Origin of the sequence: Pseudoalteromonas thalassia, from assembly GCF_049257215.1 — a bacterium.
Classification (GTDB): domain Bacteria; phylum Pseudomonadota; class Gammaproteobacteria; order Enterobacterales; family Alteromonadaceae; genus Pseudoalteromonas; species Pseudoalteromonas lipolytica_C.
In genome coordinates, this window is record NZ_JBMMUE010000002.1 from 144,970 (window position 1) to 162,494 (window position 17,525).

The window sequence follows — 17,525 nt, forward strand, 5'->3', positions numbered from 1 at the left end:
AAATAACTTAATAACATTCACTATTGCATATAAAATAACTTATTCCAACACTGGAGTGTCAGAAATAGGGGTAAGTTCTTTATAGTAGCTGCCATCAACAACACAGCGATTGCGCCCGGTCTTTTTAGCTTTATATAAAGCTTGATCAGCCAATTTAAACACCTCTTCGAGGCTCAATTGTTCCAGAGGCCAGCCCGAAATACCAATTGATACATTAATGCAGCCCACTGGATCTATAAAGCTTTCTGAGACGCGCATACGTAAGCGCTCAGCGAGTTGATAAGCCCGTTTTGCCTCAACTTTTGGCATGATCACAATGAACTCTTCACCTCCTGTACGTGCAACAACATCGCCATCGCGCGTGACATCCAGCAAGATTTTAGCAAGTGATTGCAATACTACATCGCCAATATCATGCCCATATTCGTCATTTACCCGTTTAAAATGATCGATATCGATTGCCAGTATCGCAAATGGACAACGCTGCTCTATAAAGTGACTTAACTGCATATCGAGACTACGGCGGTTATGTAAACAGGTTAAAGGATCCGTTTGTGCTTCTTGACGTAACAAGCCAATTTTACTGTGTAATAAGCCAACACCTCTAAGCATGGCTTTTCTTAGCTCATTGCTTTCAAAGTACCATGAACGAATTTGTGTCAGCTCAAGCGAAGTAGATGGTCGATCGAGAGTATTGGCGGTTTCAGCTAATTGTCTCAAAGGTTGCGCAATTAAACGCGCAAGCACCCAAATAAATACAAAAGTGAGTAAACCAATTGGTGCCGTTTTTACAAATACTTGCCACATTAAGCTGTCGAGCGGTGCAAGGGTACTGTCGAGTGGACGCTGGGTTACTACTCCCCAAGGAGCTACTGTCATCGGTGCGTAGCCAGCAAGCATTGCAACGCCTTTGCTATTGGTAACAAGCTGAGTCCCTGAGTTCCCTTTTAGTACTTCTTCAATTACTTGGTTATCAAATACTTGCTCACCAATACGGTATTTATCGGGGTGGTAAAGTAAACGGTGGTTTTCATCAACCACATATAAGTAAGAGCCGTCTTGATAGAAATGAACTTGCAATAACTGATTTAAGATACTGGCGCGCTTTAAGTATAAAGTTCCGCCAACATAACCAATAAAACTGCTGCTCTTATCGAATAGAGGTTGCGAGATAAAAATGAGTAAATTACCCGCCATAGAAATGTAAGGCTCGCTTATCATAGGAATACGGTATGACAAAGCAGCCTTGGTGCCAAAACTATCTACTTTACGATTTTGAAGTTCAAGAGACTGCGGCGATACGCCAAGAATTTCGCCTTGTTTATTAACGATTATAATCGAGTTGAAACTATTAGTTTGTAATCTTAAGCGCTCTGCTTCAGCACTGATCAGCTTCTGATTATTAAAATCTTCTTCAAGGATTTTGCCTACATAAGCAAGCTGTTGCTGAGCAGCTAACAAAAAGTTATCAGTAGCCGAAACCAACTTAGCAGCATAGGCTTTGTGATTACTCATTGTTTTATCTATTAGTTGTTGTTTTTGAACTTGGTAGCTCGAGTAATAACTATTTAAAAAGGTAATAAGCGTTGCAGAAAACGCTAATAATAAAATTAAACGACGTAGGTTTAAGCGCTTGCTAAGACTATTAAGCACGATACTTCTCACATATGGGCCCCAAATTCCATATCGGGTACATCTAATACCTTTATACTAGCAATTTGTTCTGTGTACCTCTATAAAACTTTTATCAGAATTTGATTTAGCGCAAACAAATAAGTGTAATTACTCTAATTTCAAGTTACTGCTTTTTACAAAGGAAACATCCTTAATTTAAGTAAAAACATCTGTAAATAGATGGTTCAACCAAGTAATGGAAATTCATTTCTTATAATGTTCTTTCAATCAAATACTAAGCTAAGCGTTTAAAGCTTTGCGGGTCAGTAATTGAACAAAAAGTAACTTGCTTTGAAGTAATAATTTATTACAATGTTAAAACAAAATAAAAATAAAGTTTTCTTATGCGCCAACATTGTTCCGATATTATAAAGTCACTCCCCACACACCGCCTTATGGCATTAGACGTAATGCGGGGGCTAACTATCACCGCTATGATCTTAGTAAATAATCCGGGGAGTTGGGGAGCGATGTATTGGCCATTGAAACATGCACAGTGGCATGGCTGGACACCGACTGATTTAATTTTTCCGTTTTTTATTTTTATTGTCGGCATGTCTATCACGCTATCAGTAAATAACTTGCGCGCTAAAGGAGTGAGTGATCAGCAAATAATAAAAGCAGGTGTTATTCGCACCCTCAAGCTTATTGCTCTTGGTTGGTTTTTAGCCCTGTTTTATTACAATTTTCGAGATCCCTCTTTCAGCTGGGTTGATGACAAACTATTGCAGTTGCGTGTGTTGGGCGTGCTGCAACGTATTGGTTTAGTGTATTTAGTCGCTCTGTGTTGTTATCTCTATTTATCGCCTAAGAAAATAGCCATTACTTGCATCACTCTTTTATTATTTTATGGCGCCGCCATGCTTTATATCCCTTATACCTTGCCAAACGGCGAGGTAGTGAGTGGCTTATGGTTATATGGCAACAACTTAAGTGCCTTTATTGATAGTACGGTTTTAGGTAGTCACCATGTTTATTATGCGAATGCTAAGCCACTGCCATTTGATCCTGAGGGGCTTTTCTCTACACTTCCAGCCATTGCCAGTGCGCTAAGTGGCATCTTGGCTGCGGTTTACTTAACAAAACAACCCGACCTAAAAAAACAAGCCCGTACACTTATCCTATTGGGCACATTAGCTGTCATTGCCGGCTACTTAATTTCACCAATCACGCCTATCAACAAAGCATTATGGACACCAAGCTATGTGTTGCTCAGCTCTGGGCTTGCTATTATTACGTATGCCCTGTGCAGTGCCATTTTAGATATTTATAAAGTACGAAGCTGGGGCGCACCCTTTATTTTATTTGGCGCCAATGCGATACTCTTTTTTATGTTTGCAGGCGTATTTGCACGCCTATTAATAATGATTCCAATAGGCGATAGCAGCTTAAAAGGTAGTATTTATAGCCTAATACAATTAGTGATCAGCAATGATTACCTCGCTTCTTTTAGCTTTTCACTGCTGTTTTTAGTGGTGTCTTATGGTGTGATGTATGGCTGCTACCGCAAAGGCATTTTTTGGAAAGTGTAGGCTTTAAAATAGATGAGCCAGTCAGTAAGCTAAATATGGCTTAGACACTAAAGAACACCCTATAAAAGGAACTTAAATTCAATAAAAACAGTTGATTAGATTTAATTTTTAAAGTTAACATTTTTTAAAATCCCTCCAAAAAAAGGATAAATAATCAAATGAGGTACGTAAAATGAATTCTCCTATCAACCCTAATCACACTCACTTCACAAAGTGCGATAGCAAAAAATACTGATGGCTATCAAAATACAAACAGATTAACCAATTCGCTTGGCGCCAATCTGCAAATGCAATTAGCCTTGGAGATGAAGCGCGTCTTAAACAGCTAGTGCAATCGACCCCTAAAGTAATGACTTATTTCTCAAAAGTCGATAATTTAACTCTTATACATTTCATCTTAAACCAATCACAATTCACTATCGACAAAAGAAAATCATTACTGGAAGTTATGAAAAATGAGGGGACTGCTTTTTTTAATTCAAACATAGCTAACAGAATGACCCCTCTTCAAAGACTTCTAGATACTTACAATGCAGACTACGAAACAGCTGCAATGGCTGACTTATTGCTTGAGATTTCACCCAAATCTGTAAATCTTAAAGTGAAGACGGCTTAACCCCTCTTTTTGACTTTATAGATGAGAGCACAGCAAACCTACTCATTTTTGCGGGAGCAGACGTAAATGCAGTATCACCAAGAGGCTGGACACCTCTCATGTGGCAAGTTCGTCAGGCTAATACTGACGTTGTAAAACTACTTCTAAAAAAGGGTGCTAAATTAGATAGCAAAGATAATGAAGGTAATTCAATCTTACACGTTGCGGCTGATATAAGTATATACAGTGATGATTCGTTTGAAAACGGAACTCGACGCACAAAAATAATCAAAACATTACTCGAGCATGGCGCAGACGTAAACACAAAAAACAACCTTGGTGAAACTCCCTTAATGAGGATGGCGTATTGGGCAAAAATTGATGGCATCCGATTATTACTGAAACATGGCGCAGATGCTACGGTTGTTGATAACAGCGGTTCAACCGCTTTACACCACTTAGCTAAAAACATAGACGTTATGCCTGAGGATATTTTTTATAATAGTTATCCTGGCGAAGATGAAGGTGGTAACCAATTCATTGTTTACTTTAAAGCTGTTGCAAATGAAATGATCCAAAAAGGCGCGGATTTAAACATCAAGAACAATAACGGCGAAACTGCAACTGACGTAGCATCCAATCATAAAAGTGATATGGCCGAAGCGTTGAAGGCCGTTGCTAAAGGCTAAGACCTATCCACTAAAAAGGGCAATAAGTTCTTCTTACTGCCTTTTAAACCACACCACCAGCGTCTCAAACCTTCAAAACAAGCCTATCAAACACGTTTCGCATCACTTATCGCTTCTGAAATCACAGCGTCACACTTTTCTTGCAGCGCTTGAAAAAACAAATCCAGTCTTTCACCCTTAGCGGAGCGAGTATATTCTTTCGGGGAATAGGCGCTTTTTTGAGAGTCGATTGTTAGCCCCATAGAGGTCTTTGAGTCATACAGAAAAAACCCACACAAGTTAACCAGCTCGTTTGCTAACCTTTCGTTATTAATTAAAACTCTCGCGCTATCTTTAATAGAGTAAAGAAGCGTTTGATGTTCATCACAAACTTCACGTGCAATGAATTTTGAAAACAACTTTCCACTCTCGTTTTGATTACACAAATCTTTTAACTCATATAACTTTAAACAAAACTCATAATTGAGCTGCAACTTAGCAAACTTAACAGCTTCCTTTGACGTTTCATGAGATTTAACCGCCACCCTATAAGTTACAAAGGCAATAACCGCTGTAATGACAACAACCACCAAATTTAGAACTTCCGCAACACTCAGCGCCATATAAATCTTCCTGAAAATCGGTATATAAATTAAAAAAGCAAAAACAAGAACATCCCATACAGGGAGCTTTTCTTCTATTGCATCAAATACGCTAAACAAAACACATCCCTGAACAACCAGATAGATAAACCAGCACAAAAAACCACATCAAGTGCTAATAGGTCGCTACCTTTTTCTCTATTCGATACCCATCAAAGCTAATATCAACCAACAACTTTACCCCGGGGGTAATATAAACCCCGTCAGACTCATAAGAACCAAGCGCTACATACAGCTTACCTTCGCAAGCACGCTTTAATCGATGCACAGTCCCTGTCAGCTGCTCTTCTCTGCCGCAGTAATGCGCGACAAAAGGTTTATTGCCGGCATTTTCCTTTGTATAAATCAAAACATTTGATGAGGGACTAAAAGTAAGCCACCCCAAAAAAAGGCCTGTTAAAAACAGTGCACCAGCTAAAAAATGCTTTTTCATAAACCACCGTAATAAACATAGTAATTAAGTCATAGCGCTTAACTGACACAGACCTCAATAATGCGATCAATTAGCAAATTCAGCTTACTGAAATCGTAAGGCTCATCCATCGACTTAACTTTCTTAAACTGTTTAATGTAGTAATCTTTATTTTCTAGGGCGCCCTGATACACATTGGCATCCCCTTTACGAGAAGACCACCTGATAACAGGCTCCAACCTTTCTTTGAAAGCCAAATCTAGGAAACACTCTATAGCCACGGCTTTACCATTTACATCAGCATTATGCCTACCCGTTGGCCCTTCCGTGACAAAGTCAGAAAACGCGGCCAAGTCAGGCAACTTCATCACTTTAAGATTGCTAGGCGCTTTAATATCTACCGCCTTATGATACTTCTCTACGCCTTCAGCATCGTTATCGAAAATACAAAGACATTTGTTTTGCATGCCAATACTCGCCAAACCTTGAAAAAACTTATACTGGTTGCCGGTACCAGAAAACGGATAATTATCTTCCATATCAACATAAGTAAATAAGTCAGCCAGCTCAGGCCTAAGAAGTGAAATAGCGTGCTTTATAATGAATAAATCAGATGACCCTTCAGTGATTATCAAAAACTTATCTTTTTCATCGACACCGGTATAAAGGTCATCGTTACTCACCCACCCGGCCTCAACGATCTCGTGCGTTTGCCACATCACTTTTAGATGCTGGTTCTTAGGGTTTTCAGCAAACAATCGTAATAAAAAATATGGGTGAAGACGGCTATAGAGCGCCATAAAATCATCAATATTTGTCGTTACTTGGTCTTTTATATCTTCAAACCCACTTTGCGTTAAAACAGCCTCAGCGATATAGTCATGAAACGATAAATGAAAACTATCCTTAAAGGGATCAAGGTCTTCAATATTCACCGATGAGACCACTTTTCTAAAGTTTTCAAACGTAAATCCATCCAAAGACGTATCGTCAAAGTAGTGAGAAAGGACATTTTCATACGCCCTTTGGGCATCATTTATTGTGTAACCCAGCAGTTCCAAACGCAGTTTCATATCACCCAAGCTGCGCGCGTGACCCATTTCCTCTCGCAGAACCCCCTCATCCATTTCAGATTTGATAACGCCATAGTCAGACGGAATAAACAGTTTAGAGTGATTGTTATAGTACTCACCATTACTACACTCAAGCTCAAAAGAGCCAACATCTAACAAAGAAACAGAACCCACAAACAACTCCTAATAAGCACGCTTAAGTGCTCCTTTAAGCGATGGCGATAACCCTATGCTTTCCGCCAAAACCAAACTAAAAACTTAATTTCAACTATTCGGCCATTCCTAATAGTTAAAAAACAAACAGAACTAAATCAAAAAACCTAAAGCCCTACTTCAGCATGTAGAGCTCTTTCTCAAAATCATTCAACCCACCTAAATCAATGACTTTAAGAATACAGCTGGATAAGATGGATGACGCTTTATTAAGAACTTCCCGTGACGGTACCTTACTACCAACATCCCTTACCTTTTCAACTTCATCGACCATGGCATTGTGAACTGCCGACGATCGAATCTTATAAAAAGCTTTTAAGTAGTTATAATTCTTTTCGCGCTCTTTATAGTCATCTGAAGACAGCTTGGCACCCAGTAGGCGGACTTGTAAGGAAAGTTGATCTGAATTTTTACTCTGCGTGAGAATAGATTCGGCACACATCCCTAAATCAACCGCTTTATCAACTAAGTCAATCGCATTCATAGACGTTGTTTTGCGTTTAAGGGCGAGCTCAACAGCGCCTTTAGTGTTTGCATTTAACGCGCAGTAATGACCAAACATCTTCCTCAACGTGTCTTTTTCATCAAAATACAGGTCTTCATTATGAAAAGGACGCAACAACTGAAGAGTAGTTAAAATATTAGTATCTATAAAACCTGAACAAGGCACTGTATCGTCAAAAAGCATTCTGTTACGCGTGATAACCGCGCCACATTCTTTTGTGAAGAGCGACAAAAAATTTGCCTTTAAAGAATGCGAGTCTATTATGTCGTGAAGCGCTATTCCTTCATCACTAACCACATCATCATCTTCGTGCTCATTTAATACATTTTGTTTGACTGTGGTGACGATGAAAGCCGGTCTCGCCCCAGGGTAATCGCGACTTATGTCAACCCAATCAGCATTTATCCGGTATTTAACACCAACGGGGAGTGCATCAAACCCACATATATACGTGTCATTATCAAAATAATATGTTTGCCCGGGATAAACGCCTTCCACCAGCGAGATAAGGTGCAATGGAACCGTGTGGTTATTCGTAAAATCTAAAAAGTATTGAAATGCTTGCTCAGCACCAACACCATTGGCTTTAGTACAAAGCCACTTGGCCACATCAAACGGGGAAATTGCAGTGCGGCTTGATGACGACCCCCACGACCGATTTAGAAACTCAGAATAACGCGCTGCTAACGTATCCATCAATTTAAGAGGCTTCCTCGCCACGCCATCGCTAACAACCATACTGCGCCACTCAAAAAGTGGGCTCACCATTTTCAAAAACTTTTCATCTTTGCGACACTCATCAATAAGTTTGATGATGTCCTTTTGATACGCTTCCATACTTTGTCCATTACAATTTCAATTAACGTGTGCTCTTGCTAGCCTACAAACAGACCTACACACGCTCTTTGACTAATAAAAATTGTCACACCTAAAACAAGGGCTGATATGCAGCAACTGACAACCCTTACGAATACAGCAGATTTTCTTTTTGCTCATCATCCCCACCCAGCTCGATGACTTTAAATAAACATGCTGACAGTATTTCTGATGTTTTCATTATGTCTCTACGTTACCTAAAAACTTAACAGTATAGCTATTTTTTTACTTCACCGCTGAGGAGCAGATACCCTAAAACGCTTTTAAGTAAGATAATACTTAGCGCGTATAACCGGAACATCTATTGCCGACTTAGGGCCCCCTCACCTGCAGCGCCAGCTGCTCTGAATGGTCTTTTGGGGTCAACACAGATTCGGTATAAATACCTAAATCAATATTTGCTAATTTTACTGGATGGGAAAACAAACCCGCATTTTATAACTTTATCAAAGTACTTGATGATGCTTACATGGCTGAATAAAAGAACTACGTTTTAAGCTACATCCCAAACTGCTTAGAGATGACATGTTAAGTATCGGTGCACACGCTAACGCTATAGATAACGATAGCTACACCGCTTAATAGGTGTAGTAATCTATAAAAATGAAAGAACAAAAACTATTTTTAGATGCTGGCGCTAACTCGATGTTAACTAAAAATCAAGATGCTAACAGAACGGCCCTTAATAACGCTCTTACTGGATAATCTCGCTGTGCGAACGCAATATTATTTTTTATGTTTGCACGGGTATTAATTATGATCCCGCTCGGCGATAGCAGTTTAAAAGGCAATATTTATGGCCTAATACAATTAGTGATCAGCAATGATTACCTCGCTTCTTTTAGCTTTTCACTGCTGTTTTTAGTGGTGTCTTATGGTGTGATGTACAGCTGCTACCGCAAAGGCATTTTTTGGAAAGTGTAGGTTTTTAAAAAATGAGCTAGTCAGACTAGCCCATTAAATTAGCAGTTAAGTCTGTGGTATTGCATGACTTTGTTTATCGAGTAGATACAAAATTGACTGATAACTAATGCCACTGTGCTCGGTTAAACCAATTTCACAGCTACGGCTGTTAGACACACCGCGACTACAATTTTTTGGCACTTGTTGTTTAAGGGTTTTTAACGCGTTGCTATTTAGCTCTGGTAAGTTAAATCCTTTATCTCCGGCAAAACCACAACACTCAATATCAGCTGGAATAATCACTTCATTGCTACATGCCTTGGCAAGCGACACTAAGCTTTGCTCTTTACCTAATCGCTTTGAGCTACAAGTAACATGCAGCATCACAGGCTCATTCACTGGCGTTACTTGCAAATTAGGCAGTAAATGCTGGGCTGCAAAATCAGCACTTTCGTAAATTGAGAGTGATGCATTTTGCGCTGCATTGAGGGTGGTGAGCGCACAAGGGCTGGCATCAAAAACGATGGGATATTGGCCATTATTTGAAAGCGCCTCAAGCTCAGTAAGTAACTGCTCACCTTTGTTTAAAAACTCTTTATTCAAGCCTTTACTCGCAAATGGCATTCCACAACATAGTGAATCTACTTGTTTAGGTATTACAACCTCAAATCCCGCTTTTTGGGCTAATGAATGCATAACATCAATCAGTGGTCGTTTATCATCGGCAAGTTTATCTGCTGCAAAAACGCGAGTTGCACAGCTAGGCATATACACCAACTTTTTTGCCTGTTGGGGTTGTTTAGAATTATTATTTATTGGTTGCTCCCCTCTTGGCCAAGCCGAGTAATACAACGGCGTACCAAGCAACTTATGAGCAGGTTTACTAAGGCTTCTTAGGTTATTACTACCTATTGCTTTTTCGAGCACGTGCATCACGTTTAAGCCAAATCGAGCGCCAGATGCGACAACTGCAAAATGCTGACTAGCAAAGCGAGATAATGACCGTGTCACTTTGCTTGAAGAGGCTTGCTCTGCTCTGAGCGATTTTATAAATTCGCCCGTGTTTATTCCGACCGGGCATTTTAGCCCGCAAAGTCCCGTCGCCGCACACGAATCAATACCAAGATATTTAAAGTCAGCCTCGATAACACTGAGCTTTTGGTTTAATTTCTGCTTACTCGCTAAATCATCGGTTGTTAGCAATTGATTGTGTAGCTCAGTGCGGTGTCGCCACAAGGTGATACGCTGCCTTGGTGTTAAGGTAAGACCTTTTGATGGGCAAACAACTTCGCAAAAGCCACATTCGATACAGGTATCGATAATATCATCACTTTTTGGCATGACTTTTAAATGCTGAGTGTGGGCATTTTTATCATGATTAATAATGACACCAGGATTAAGAATGTTGTGTTGATCAAATAGCTGTTTTAGCTTAACCATTACAGCGAAACCATCATCGCCCCACTCTGTTGCTACAAAAGGTGCCATGTTACGCCCTGTGCCATGCTCTGCTTTTAAAGAGCCTTTTAGCTCAACCGCTACTAGGTTAGCCACATCGGCCATAAATTGCTCATAACGATTAACTTGATCTTGTGTATCAAACGCTTGGGTGAATACAAAATGCAAGTTACCTGCTAAAGCATGACCAAAAATAATGGCTTCATCATAGCCATATTTAATGAAGAGCTGATGAAGTGCGTTCACGCCTTGTGCTAATTTATCAAGCGTGAAGGCAACATCTTCAATAATTACGGTGGTGCCTGTTTCGCGCACAGCACCGACAGCAGGAAAGGTGCCTTTACGGATATTCCAAAGTGCCGCATTACGGGCACTATCAGCAGAAAAATCAATCGCAGCTAATTGGCTTTGGCTAAACTGTGCAATAAGTTGCTGCGTGGTTTGTGTTAGTAACGCAAGGGCATCTGTATTCTCTGCTCTTAACTCAATTAAAAGTGCCGCTGACTGCTCGGGATAGCTGGCCACTTCTTTTGGCATTATGGCATGCTCAGACACCGACATCAGGGCACGTTTATCTAGTAGCTCAACCGCAGCAACATCAAGCTCACTCAGCCTTTGCACCAGATCACACACCTTGCTGATATCATCAAAAATAAAGAAACCGGTATGTTTGTGTGCGTGCTCAATCACTGTGTGATAGGTAATATCAGCAATAAACGCAAGCGTTCCTTCAGAGCCAATAATTAAATGCTTAATGATTTCAATTGGATCTGAAAAATCCAGCAACGCATTTAAACCATAACCTGTAGTATTTTTTAAGCGATATTTATGGGCGATACGCTCACTTAAGCCGCTATTTTCTTTAACACTGTCAACAAGGCTCATTAACTCATCAACCCATGCCCCATGACTTTGTAAAAACTTTTCACAACTTTGACTATCTGCGGTATCAAGCACAGTACCATCAGCAAAAATAAGGGTCATATCTTTGACTGTGTGGTAGCTGTTTTGTGCCACCCCACAACACATTCCCGATGAATTATTTGCCGCCATGCCGGCTACTTTACAGCTGTTAATCGATGCGGGATCGGGGCCTATTTTCTTACCATAAGGTGCCAGTATTTGGTTTACTCGCGCTCCTATAATCGCAGGCTCTAGACGAATAGCTTCACCATCATCTAAAACTTCAAATTGACTCCAGCTATCACACAGCAACACTAATACTGAGTCAGTAATTGCTTGCCCAGACAAACTGGTTCCAGCTGCTCGAAAGGTAATAGCCACCTTATGTTGTTGTGCTGCACTTATCACATGCTTTGCTTGATTTTGGTTACTCACCAATACGATGAGCTCAGGCACCAAACGATAAAAACTGGCATCAGTGCCATAGGCATATCGACGTGAGTAATCTTCTATTAATGCTGACTCTGGTAAAAAAGGTGTAATTTGCTGTTTAAATGCGTGCAATTGAGTAAAAGCCATCTCGCCCCCTGGCCTGCCATATCTGCGCTGATAATTATGGAATATATTATTACTTTAATTTGCCTTAAAAAGCGACCAATTAAATTGATAAATTATCAATTCACTAGCACCTTTGCAGTAATAAAGACTTGGTTATTTAAGCTTAATAGCCCTATTTGGTGATCTAACTTAGCTTTTTGCAGTTAGACAAAAAAACCGCTAGGGTAGCAAAAAAATACTGTATTTATATTTAAAAACCCATTAACATCAAGAATAATTTATTCTAAAAATCAAATAAGCGTTTAGCTTTGGAGCTTGCTGTGTTAAATAAGTTTGCACTATCGTCACTGGTTATCGGATTAGGGTGTTTCATGCCATTACAATCATCATTTGCTGAATCTGCGTTAACTTTAAAACAACAGTTAGGGCAAAAGCTGATGCTCGACTTGCGCTATTACTGTGAGCAAGACACCGGCGAGCAAAAATGTCGAACGCCAGTCACCCGCTTACCTGCTGATTTAGCTAATATCATTAGCAAACACAACATTGGTGGTGTTATTTTATTTGCTGAAAATATCGATACCGTGCCCCAAGTAATCAAACTTAATAACGACTTACAACAAGCTGCTGCAAAGTCTGAACTTGGCTTACCGCTATTTATTTCAATAGACCAAGAAGGTGGCCGCGTTGCTCGTATACCACGTGATGTTGGCACTTCATTTACCGGTAATATGTCGATTGGCGCAACTTATAAAGAACACGGTACACACTTCGCAACAGAGTCTGCCCGTATAATCGCAGAAGAGCTGTTGGCACTTGGTGTAAATGTTAACTATGCGCCAACAGTTGATGTGAACATGAACCCAGATAACCCAGTTATTAATGTGCGCTCATACGGCGAAGATCCGCAGTTGGTTGCAAAACTAGGTGGCGCACAAGTGGCAGGGTTTGAAAATAATGGCGTTATTTCATCGTTAAAGCACTTTCCGGGTCATGGTGATACAAACGTCGATAGTCATACTGGCCTGCCAAAAGTAATGCATGACAAAGAGACCATTTGGCAGCAAGACTTACCGCCGTTTAAAGACATAATTAAAAATCAGCAACCGGGTATGATTATGACTGCGCATATCCAATACCCAGCCCTAGATGACAGCACCTTTGTTAGTAAAGAAGGGAAAACCATGATCAAGCCAGCGACCATGTCGCGTAAAATCATCACTGATTTACTACGTGATGAGCTTGGTTATCAAGGTGTTGTGATCACAGATGCACTAGACATGGCTGGTATCAGCCACTTCTTTGAGCCAATCGAAGCGGTTGTAAATACCTTCGCTGCAGGTGTTGATATTGCCCTTATGCCAATCGAAATCAGAAGTCCAAAAGATTTAGAGGTACTTGAAGCTCTTATAGACCGATTAGAGCAAGAAGTTCAGCGCGGTACTTTAAATGCCGATGAGATCACAGCTTCTGCAACACGTATTTTAAAGCTTAAAGAAAAGTTTAAGCTCACAACAAAGCTTGATGATGAAGCGGCCATCAAAAAAGCACAGCTTTTACTGGGTGACCAAAGTCACAGAAAAGTAGAGGCTGAGTTAGCCCTTGCAGCTATCACCGAAGTAAAAAACGAGAACAACACACTGCCACTGAACATTAAATCAGGTACAAAAGTACATATCATCATGCCTGATACGCGCAAATGTTTTGCCCTACAACAAGCACTGCTTGATAACACTAATACACTACTAAGCTTTAGCTGCACTAGCTTACAAGGCTACGAGCCAATTTCGACCTTAAAAGAAATGAATGAGGCCGATGTGATCATTGCTGCAAATGCATCACCAAAACAAAGTGCTGTTGAAGTAGGTGGAATGGATGATTTAGCTGATAATCCTGAATTTGCTATCGCTAAGGCAGATCAATCAGCAGCACTAGAGTCATTACTAAAGCAAGCTAAGCTAGCGAACAAGAAAACTGTTTTTGTTAGCTTACGAGCTCCATACGATATTTCACAATTTGGCAAATTTGCCGATGCAGTTCTTGCCACTTATGCTTACAATATTGATATAGACACCGAAGAAAAGATTGCTGGCCCTGCGTTTACTGCACTTGCAAAAGTGCTGATGGGTAAGGCCTCTGCAAATGGACAACTACCAGTAACTGTTAATGGCTTAAACTGAGTGCTATTGTAGCAGCATCAGTTGAGTGTTAATTTCAAGGAGAGACACATGCAAAAAGATGCATCATTAACCACCCCTGCCGCTATTCGTAAAATAGTGAGAGGGGGCGACTACAGCGGAAATACATCTGGCTTTGCGCCAGGGTTCGTACAGGCAAATTTGGTCATTTTACCCAAGCAATACGCGTTTGATTTTTTGCAATTTAGTCAGGCAAATCCGAAAGCTTGCCCAATCATTGCAACCAGTCGATTACCAGGCGTAACCGATATGCCTACGGTTGGGGAAGATATTGATATTCGTAGTGACTTACCACGTTATCGCGTTTTCAAAAATGGTCAAATGATTAAAGAAGTTACTAACATTACCGAGTATTGGCGTGATGACTTAGTCACTTTTTTAATTGGTTGTTCTTTCTCGTTTGAAGAAGCACTTATTGCAGCAGGACTTGAAATTCGTAACATTACTGAACAAAGAAATGTACCCATGTACCTTACAAATATCGCATGCCAAAAGGCGGGGATTTTTCATGCTAACATGGTAGTAAGCATGCGTCCGATGAAACCTGCCGATGCTATTCGGGCGATTCAAATTTGTAGTCGCTTTCCGGGGGTACATGGCGCTCCAGTACATTTTGGCGACCCTGCAGCAATTGGGATTAAGGATATTAATAAACCTGAATTTGGCGATCAGGTTAGCATTCGTGAAGGTGAGGTACCGGTATTTTGGGCCTGTGGTGTAACCCCACAAATAGCCATTGCCAATGCAGCACCTGACTTTTGTATAACCCACAGCCCAGGGCATATGCTGATCACCGATATTCCAAACAGCAAAATGGCAGCCTTTTAATATGACAATAAAACTCAATTGCGACCTTGGCGAAAGCTTTGGAATGTGGAAAATGGGCCTCGACGAGCAAGTAATGCCGCATATCGATATGGCTAATATTGCCTGCGGTTTTCATGCCGGAGATGCCGATGTAATGGCCGCAACCTTAGCTCTTGCCAAGCAGCATAATGTTACCATTGGTGCGCACCCAAGTTACCCTGATAAACAGGGATTTGGACGTCGCTCTATGGCAATGAGTGACAAAGAGCTGAGCAATTGTCTTTATTATCAAATTGCAGCCATTGATGGGATGGCTGCAGTACATGGTTTAACGCTTGAATATGTTAAACCTCATGGCGCGCTATATAACGATATGATGAGCGATGAGCGTATTTTAAATGTCGTTATGCGTGCTGTAGCTAGTTATCCTAAGCCATTAAAGTTAATGATTTTAGCAACTAATCTTTCTGCCAAACATCAAGCCATGGCAAACGAGCTTGAACTCGAGCTGATATTAGAGGCGTTTGCCGATCGGCAATACACTGATGAAGGAAAGCTCGTATCACGCTCTCTTGCAGGCAGTGTTCACGATAAATCAGCATTAATCGCACAAGTAAAGCAGCTATTGGAGCATGGCACAGTGACAACGCGAAGCGGTCAGCAACTGGCTCTTCATGCCGACAGCCTCTGTGTGCACGGCGATAATGAAGCGGGTATTGCGCTAATTCAAGAGATCAAAGCATTATGTCAGCAAGCCTAAGCGACGACTCGCTCAGCACACACATTGAAACCATGATGGTTGAACAAAACCCACGTGGAATGCAGCACTTGTACGCCAAGCAAGAGACTGGCACCTATTTACGTGCGGCAAAATCTCTTCATCAAGCGCAAGGAACTGTGTTGATTGGAACTGGCTTTGCGGTCAATAATACCTTCGAAACCGACGGCCCGGTAGGTGCTATAGCACTTTACAAAGTACTCGAAAAGCTTGGTAAACAGCCGATTTTGGTTACTGGCAACCCCCTTTACAGTGCTCTAAAAAACGATTTTAACTGTTTTGAGTTGCCGATTAACAGTATTGAAAATGCGCGCACCTTTAGCATTAAAGCCCTTGAGCAGTTAAAGCCTGATTGTGTTTTATCAATAGAACGACCAGGGCTTAACGAACATCAGCGTTATTACAATATGCGCGGTATTGATATTTCGGAGCATTGCGGCTGCTTTGATTTTTTTATAACAGAAGCACCTTGCCCCACCATAGCGATTGGTGATGGCGGTAACGAAATAGGTATGGGTAACCTTGCACAGCATATGCAAGCACTTAACATTACTCCTTGTATAACCCCTTGCGATGAACTTTTACTTGCCGATGTATCTAACTGGGCGGCATACGGGCTAATTGCTTTTTTAAGTCGCTGGCATAACATAGATTTGTTGGCTGATATTGAGCCACTCAACATTTTAAATTACCTAAGTGAGCGCGGTAGTGTCGATGGCGTCACCCATAAAAATGAGCTCACCGAAGACGGCTTGCACGCGATGCATGGCCAACAATTAATAACTCGGCTTCGCCAACTTGGCGGCTTTACGACAGAGAATGAGGTTTAACAATGGGCACGGTATACCTAAACGGTGAGTACCTTGGCGCTGATGAAGCAAAGATTTCACCAATGGATCGCGGTTTCTTATTTGGCGATGGTATCTATGAAGTGATCCCATCATACCACGGCAAAATGCTTGGTTTTGGTGCACATATTGAACGTATGAATAACGGTTTAAATGAGCTTGAAATTAAGCTCGATTACACTGCCGATACGTGGCGTAAAATCTGTAATGATTTATGCGAGAAAAACCAAGGTGATAACCTAGGGATTTATTTACACGTTAGTCGCGGCGCCGACACTAAACGTGCCCACGGCTACCCAACGAATATTAACCCAACCGTATTTGCGTTTGCTTTTGAAATTCCGGCAGAGCCAAAAAGCGACATAGATAGCGCAACAACTTACACCGTATCGCTTGAGCAAGACCGTCGCTGGCAACGTTGCCATATTAAATCAACAGCACTGCTTGGCAACGTGATCCATTACCAACACGGCGCAGCAGCGGGTAACAAAGAAACCATTCTATTTAATCGCTTAGAAGAAATTACCGAAGCAAGTTCAAGTAATGTGTTTATCGTAAAAGATGGCGTGATCAGTACTCCACCTCTTGATAACCAAATTTTACCGGGAATAACCCGCTGGTTAATAATCAACATTCTACACAGCCACAGTGACTTTAAAGTGCAAGAGCGCATTGTTAGTAAAGATGAGTTACTTGATGCCGACGAAGTATGGATCACCAGCGCCACTAAAGAAGTTGGCCCAGTCGTAAAAGTTAATGGTAAGTTAGTTGGCGATGGCAAACCTGGCGCAGTTTGGCAACAAGTACAAAGCTTGTTTACCAAGCATAAGTTTGATTACTAATTTAATCGTAATTTAAAACA

14 protein-coding genes are annotated in these 17,525 nt (G+C 40.9%); 8 read left to right on the forward strand and 6 right to left on the reverse strand.

The genetic code is table 11. The annotated features are described in order from the left end of the window. Positions 1-39: 39 nt before the first annotated feature. A complete protein-coding gene (locus tag AAEU31_RS03040; RefSeq protein ID WP_421966390.1) occupies positions 40-1,665 on the reverse strand; it encodes a sensor domain-containing diguanylate cyclase in 1,626 nt (541 codons plus the stop codon). Positions 1,666-2,018: 353 nt separating this feature from the next. Here AAEU31_RS03040 and AAEU31_RS03045 point away from each other — a divergent pair, with 353 nt between their 5' ends. Continuing rightward, complete coding sequence (locus AAEU31_RS03045; protein WP_421966391.1) at positions 2,019-3,206, forward strand: acyltransferase family protein; 1,188 nt, start codon at positions 2,019-2,021, stop codon at positions 3,204-3,206. 633 nt (positions 3,207-3,839) lie between these two features. Further along, positions 3,840-4,490, forward strand: coding sequence for an ankyrin repeat domain-containing protein (locus AAEU31_RS03050; RefSeq protein WP_421966604.1), 651 nt, complete (start codon positions 3,840-3,842; stop codon positions 4,488-4,490). A gap of 86 nt (positions 4,491-4,576) precedes the next feature. Here the strand turns inward: AAEU31_RS03050 and AAEU31_RS03055 are convergent, their stop codons facing one another. The 4 genes from AAEU31_RS03055 to AAEU31_RS03070 form a co-directional block, all read right to left on the reverse strand. Further along, positions 4,577-5,191, reverse strand: coding sequence for a hypothetical protein (locus AAEU31_RS03055; protein ID WP_421966392.1), 615 nt, complete (start codon positions 5,189-5,191; stop codon positions 4,577-4,579). A 55-nt stretch (positions 5,192-5,246) separates the two neighbouring features. Beyond that, positions 5,247-5,564 carry a hypothetical protein gene (locus AAEU31_RS03060; protein WP_421966393.1) on the reverse strand — a complete coding sequence of 106 codons (318 nt, stop codon included), beginning with the start codon at positions 5,562-5,564 and terminating at the stop codon, positions 5,247-5,249. Between the two features lie 38 nt (positions 5,565-5,602). Beyond that, positions 5,603-6,790, reverse strand: a complete 1,188-nt coding sequence (locus AAEU31_RS03065) for a HEPN/Toprim-associated domain-containing protein (RefSeq protein WP_421966394.1) — start codon at positions 6,788-6,790, stop codon at positions 5,603-5,605. Positions 6,791-6,944: 154 nt separating this feature from the next. Next, complete coding sequence (locus tag AAEU31_RS03070; RefSeq protein WP_421966395.1) at positions 6,945-8,171, reverse strand: hypothetical protein; 1,227 nt, start codon at positions 8,169-8,171, stop codon at positions 6,945-6,947. A 795-nt stretch (positions 8,172-8,966) separates the two neighbouring features. On the opposite strand from AAEU31_RS03070, the gene AAEU31_RS03075 reads away from it, so the two are divergent. After that, the gene (locus AAEU31_RS03075) at positions 8,967-9,134 is read left to right on the forward strand and encodes a hypothetical protein (protein ID WP_421966396.1); all 168 of its coding nucleotides are present in this window, start codon (positions 8,967-8,969) and stop codon (positions 9,132-9,134) included. Between the two features lie 45 nt (positions 9,135-9,179). Here AAEU31_RS03075 and AAEU31_RS03080 read toward each other — a convergent pair whose 3' ends face one another. After that, positions 9,180-12,053: an FAD-binding and (Fe-S)-binding domain-containing protein gene (locus AAEU31_RS03080; RefSeq protein ID WP_421966397.1), complete on the reverse strand. Its 2,874-nt coding sequence runs from the start codon at positions 12,051-12,053 to the stop codon at positions 9,180-9,182. A 350-nt stretch (positions 12,054-12,403) separates the two neighbouring features. On the opposite strand from AAEU31_RS03080, the gene AAEU31_RS03085 reads away from it, so the two are divergent. From AAEU31_RS03085 to AAEU31_RS03105, 5 genes are read left to right on the forward strand one after another with little or no spacing between them, the layout of a single operon-like run. Next, positions 12,404-14,212 (forward strand): glycoside hydrolase family 3 protein, encoded by a 1,809-nt coding sequence (locus AAEU31_RS03085; RefSeq protein WP_199527541.1) that lies wholly within the window; start codon positions 12,404-12,406, stop codon positions 14,210-14,212. A 48-nt stretch (positions 14,213-14,260) separates the two neighbouring features. Then, positions 14,261-15,058: a putative hydro-lyase gene (locus AAEU31_RS03090; protein ID WP_135926682.1), complete on the forward strand. Its 798-nt coding sequence runs from the start codon at positions 14,261-14,263 to the stop codon at positions 15,056-15,058. A gap of 7 nt (positions 15,059-15,065) precedes the next feature. Then, a complete protein-coding gene (locus AAEU31_RS03095) occupies positions 15,066-15,797 on the forward strand; it encodes a 5-oxoprolinase subunit PxpA (protein WP_253039986.1) in 732 nt (243 codons plus the stop codon). Then, positions 15,782-16,645: a DUF4392 domain-containing protein gene (locus tag AAEU31_RS03100; RefSeq protein WP_421966398.1), complete on the forward strand. Its 864-nt coding sequence runs from the start codon at positions 15,782-15,784 to the stop codon at positions 16,643-16,645. Before AAEU31_RS03095 ends, AAEU31_RS03100 begins: the two co-directional genes overlap by 16 nt. Positions 16,646-16,647: 2 nt before the next feature. After that, entirely contained in the window at positions 16,648-17,505 is an 858-nt protein-coding gene (locus AAEU31_RS03105) for an aminotransferase class IV (protein WP_421966399.1), read from the forward strand. The last annotated feature ends 20 nt before the right edge of the window (positions 17,506-17,525 follow it).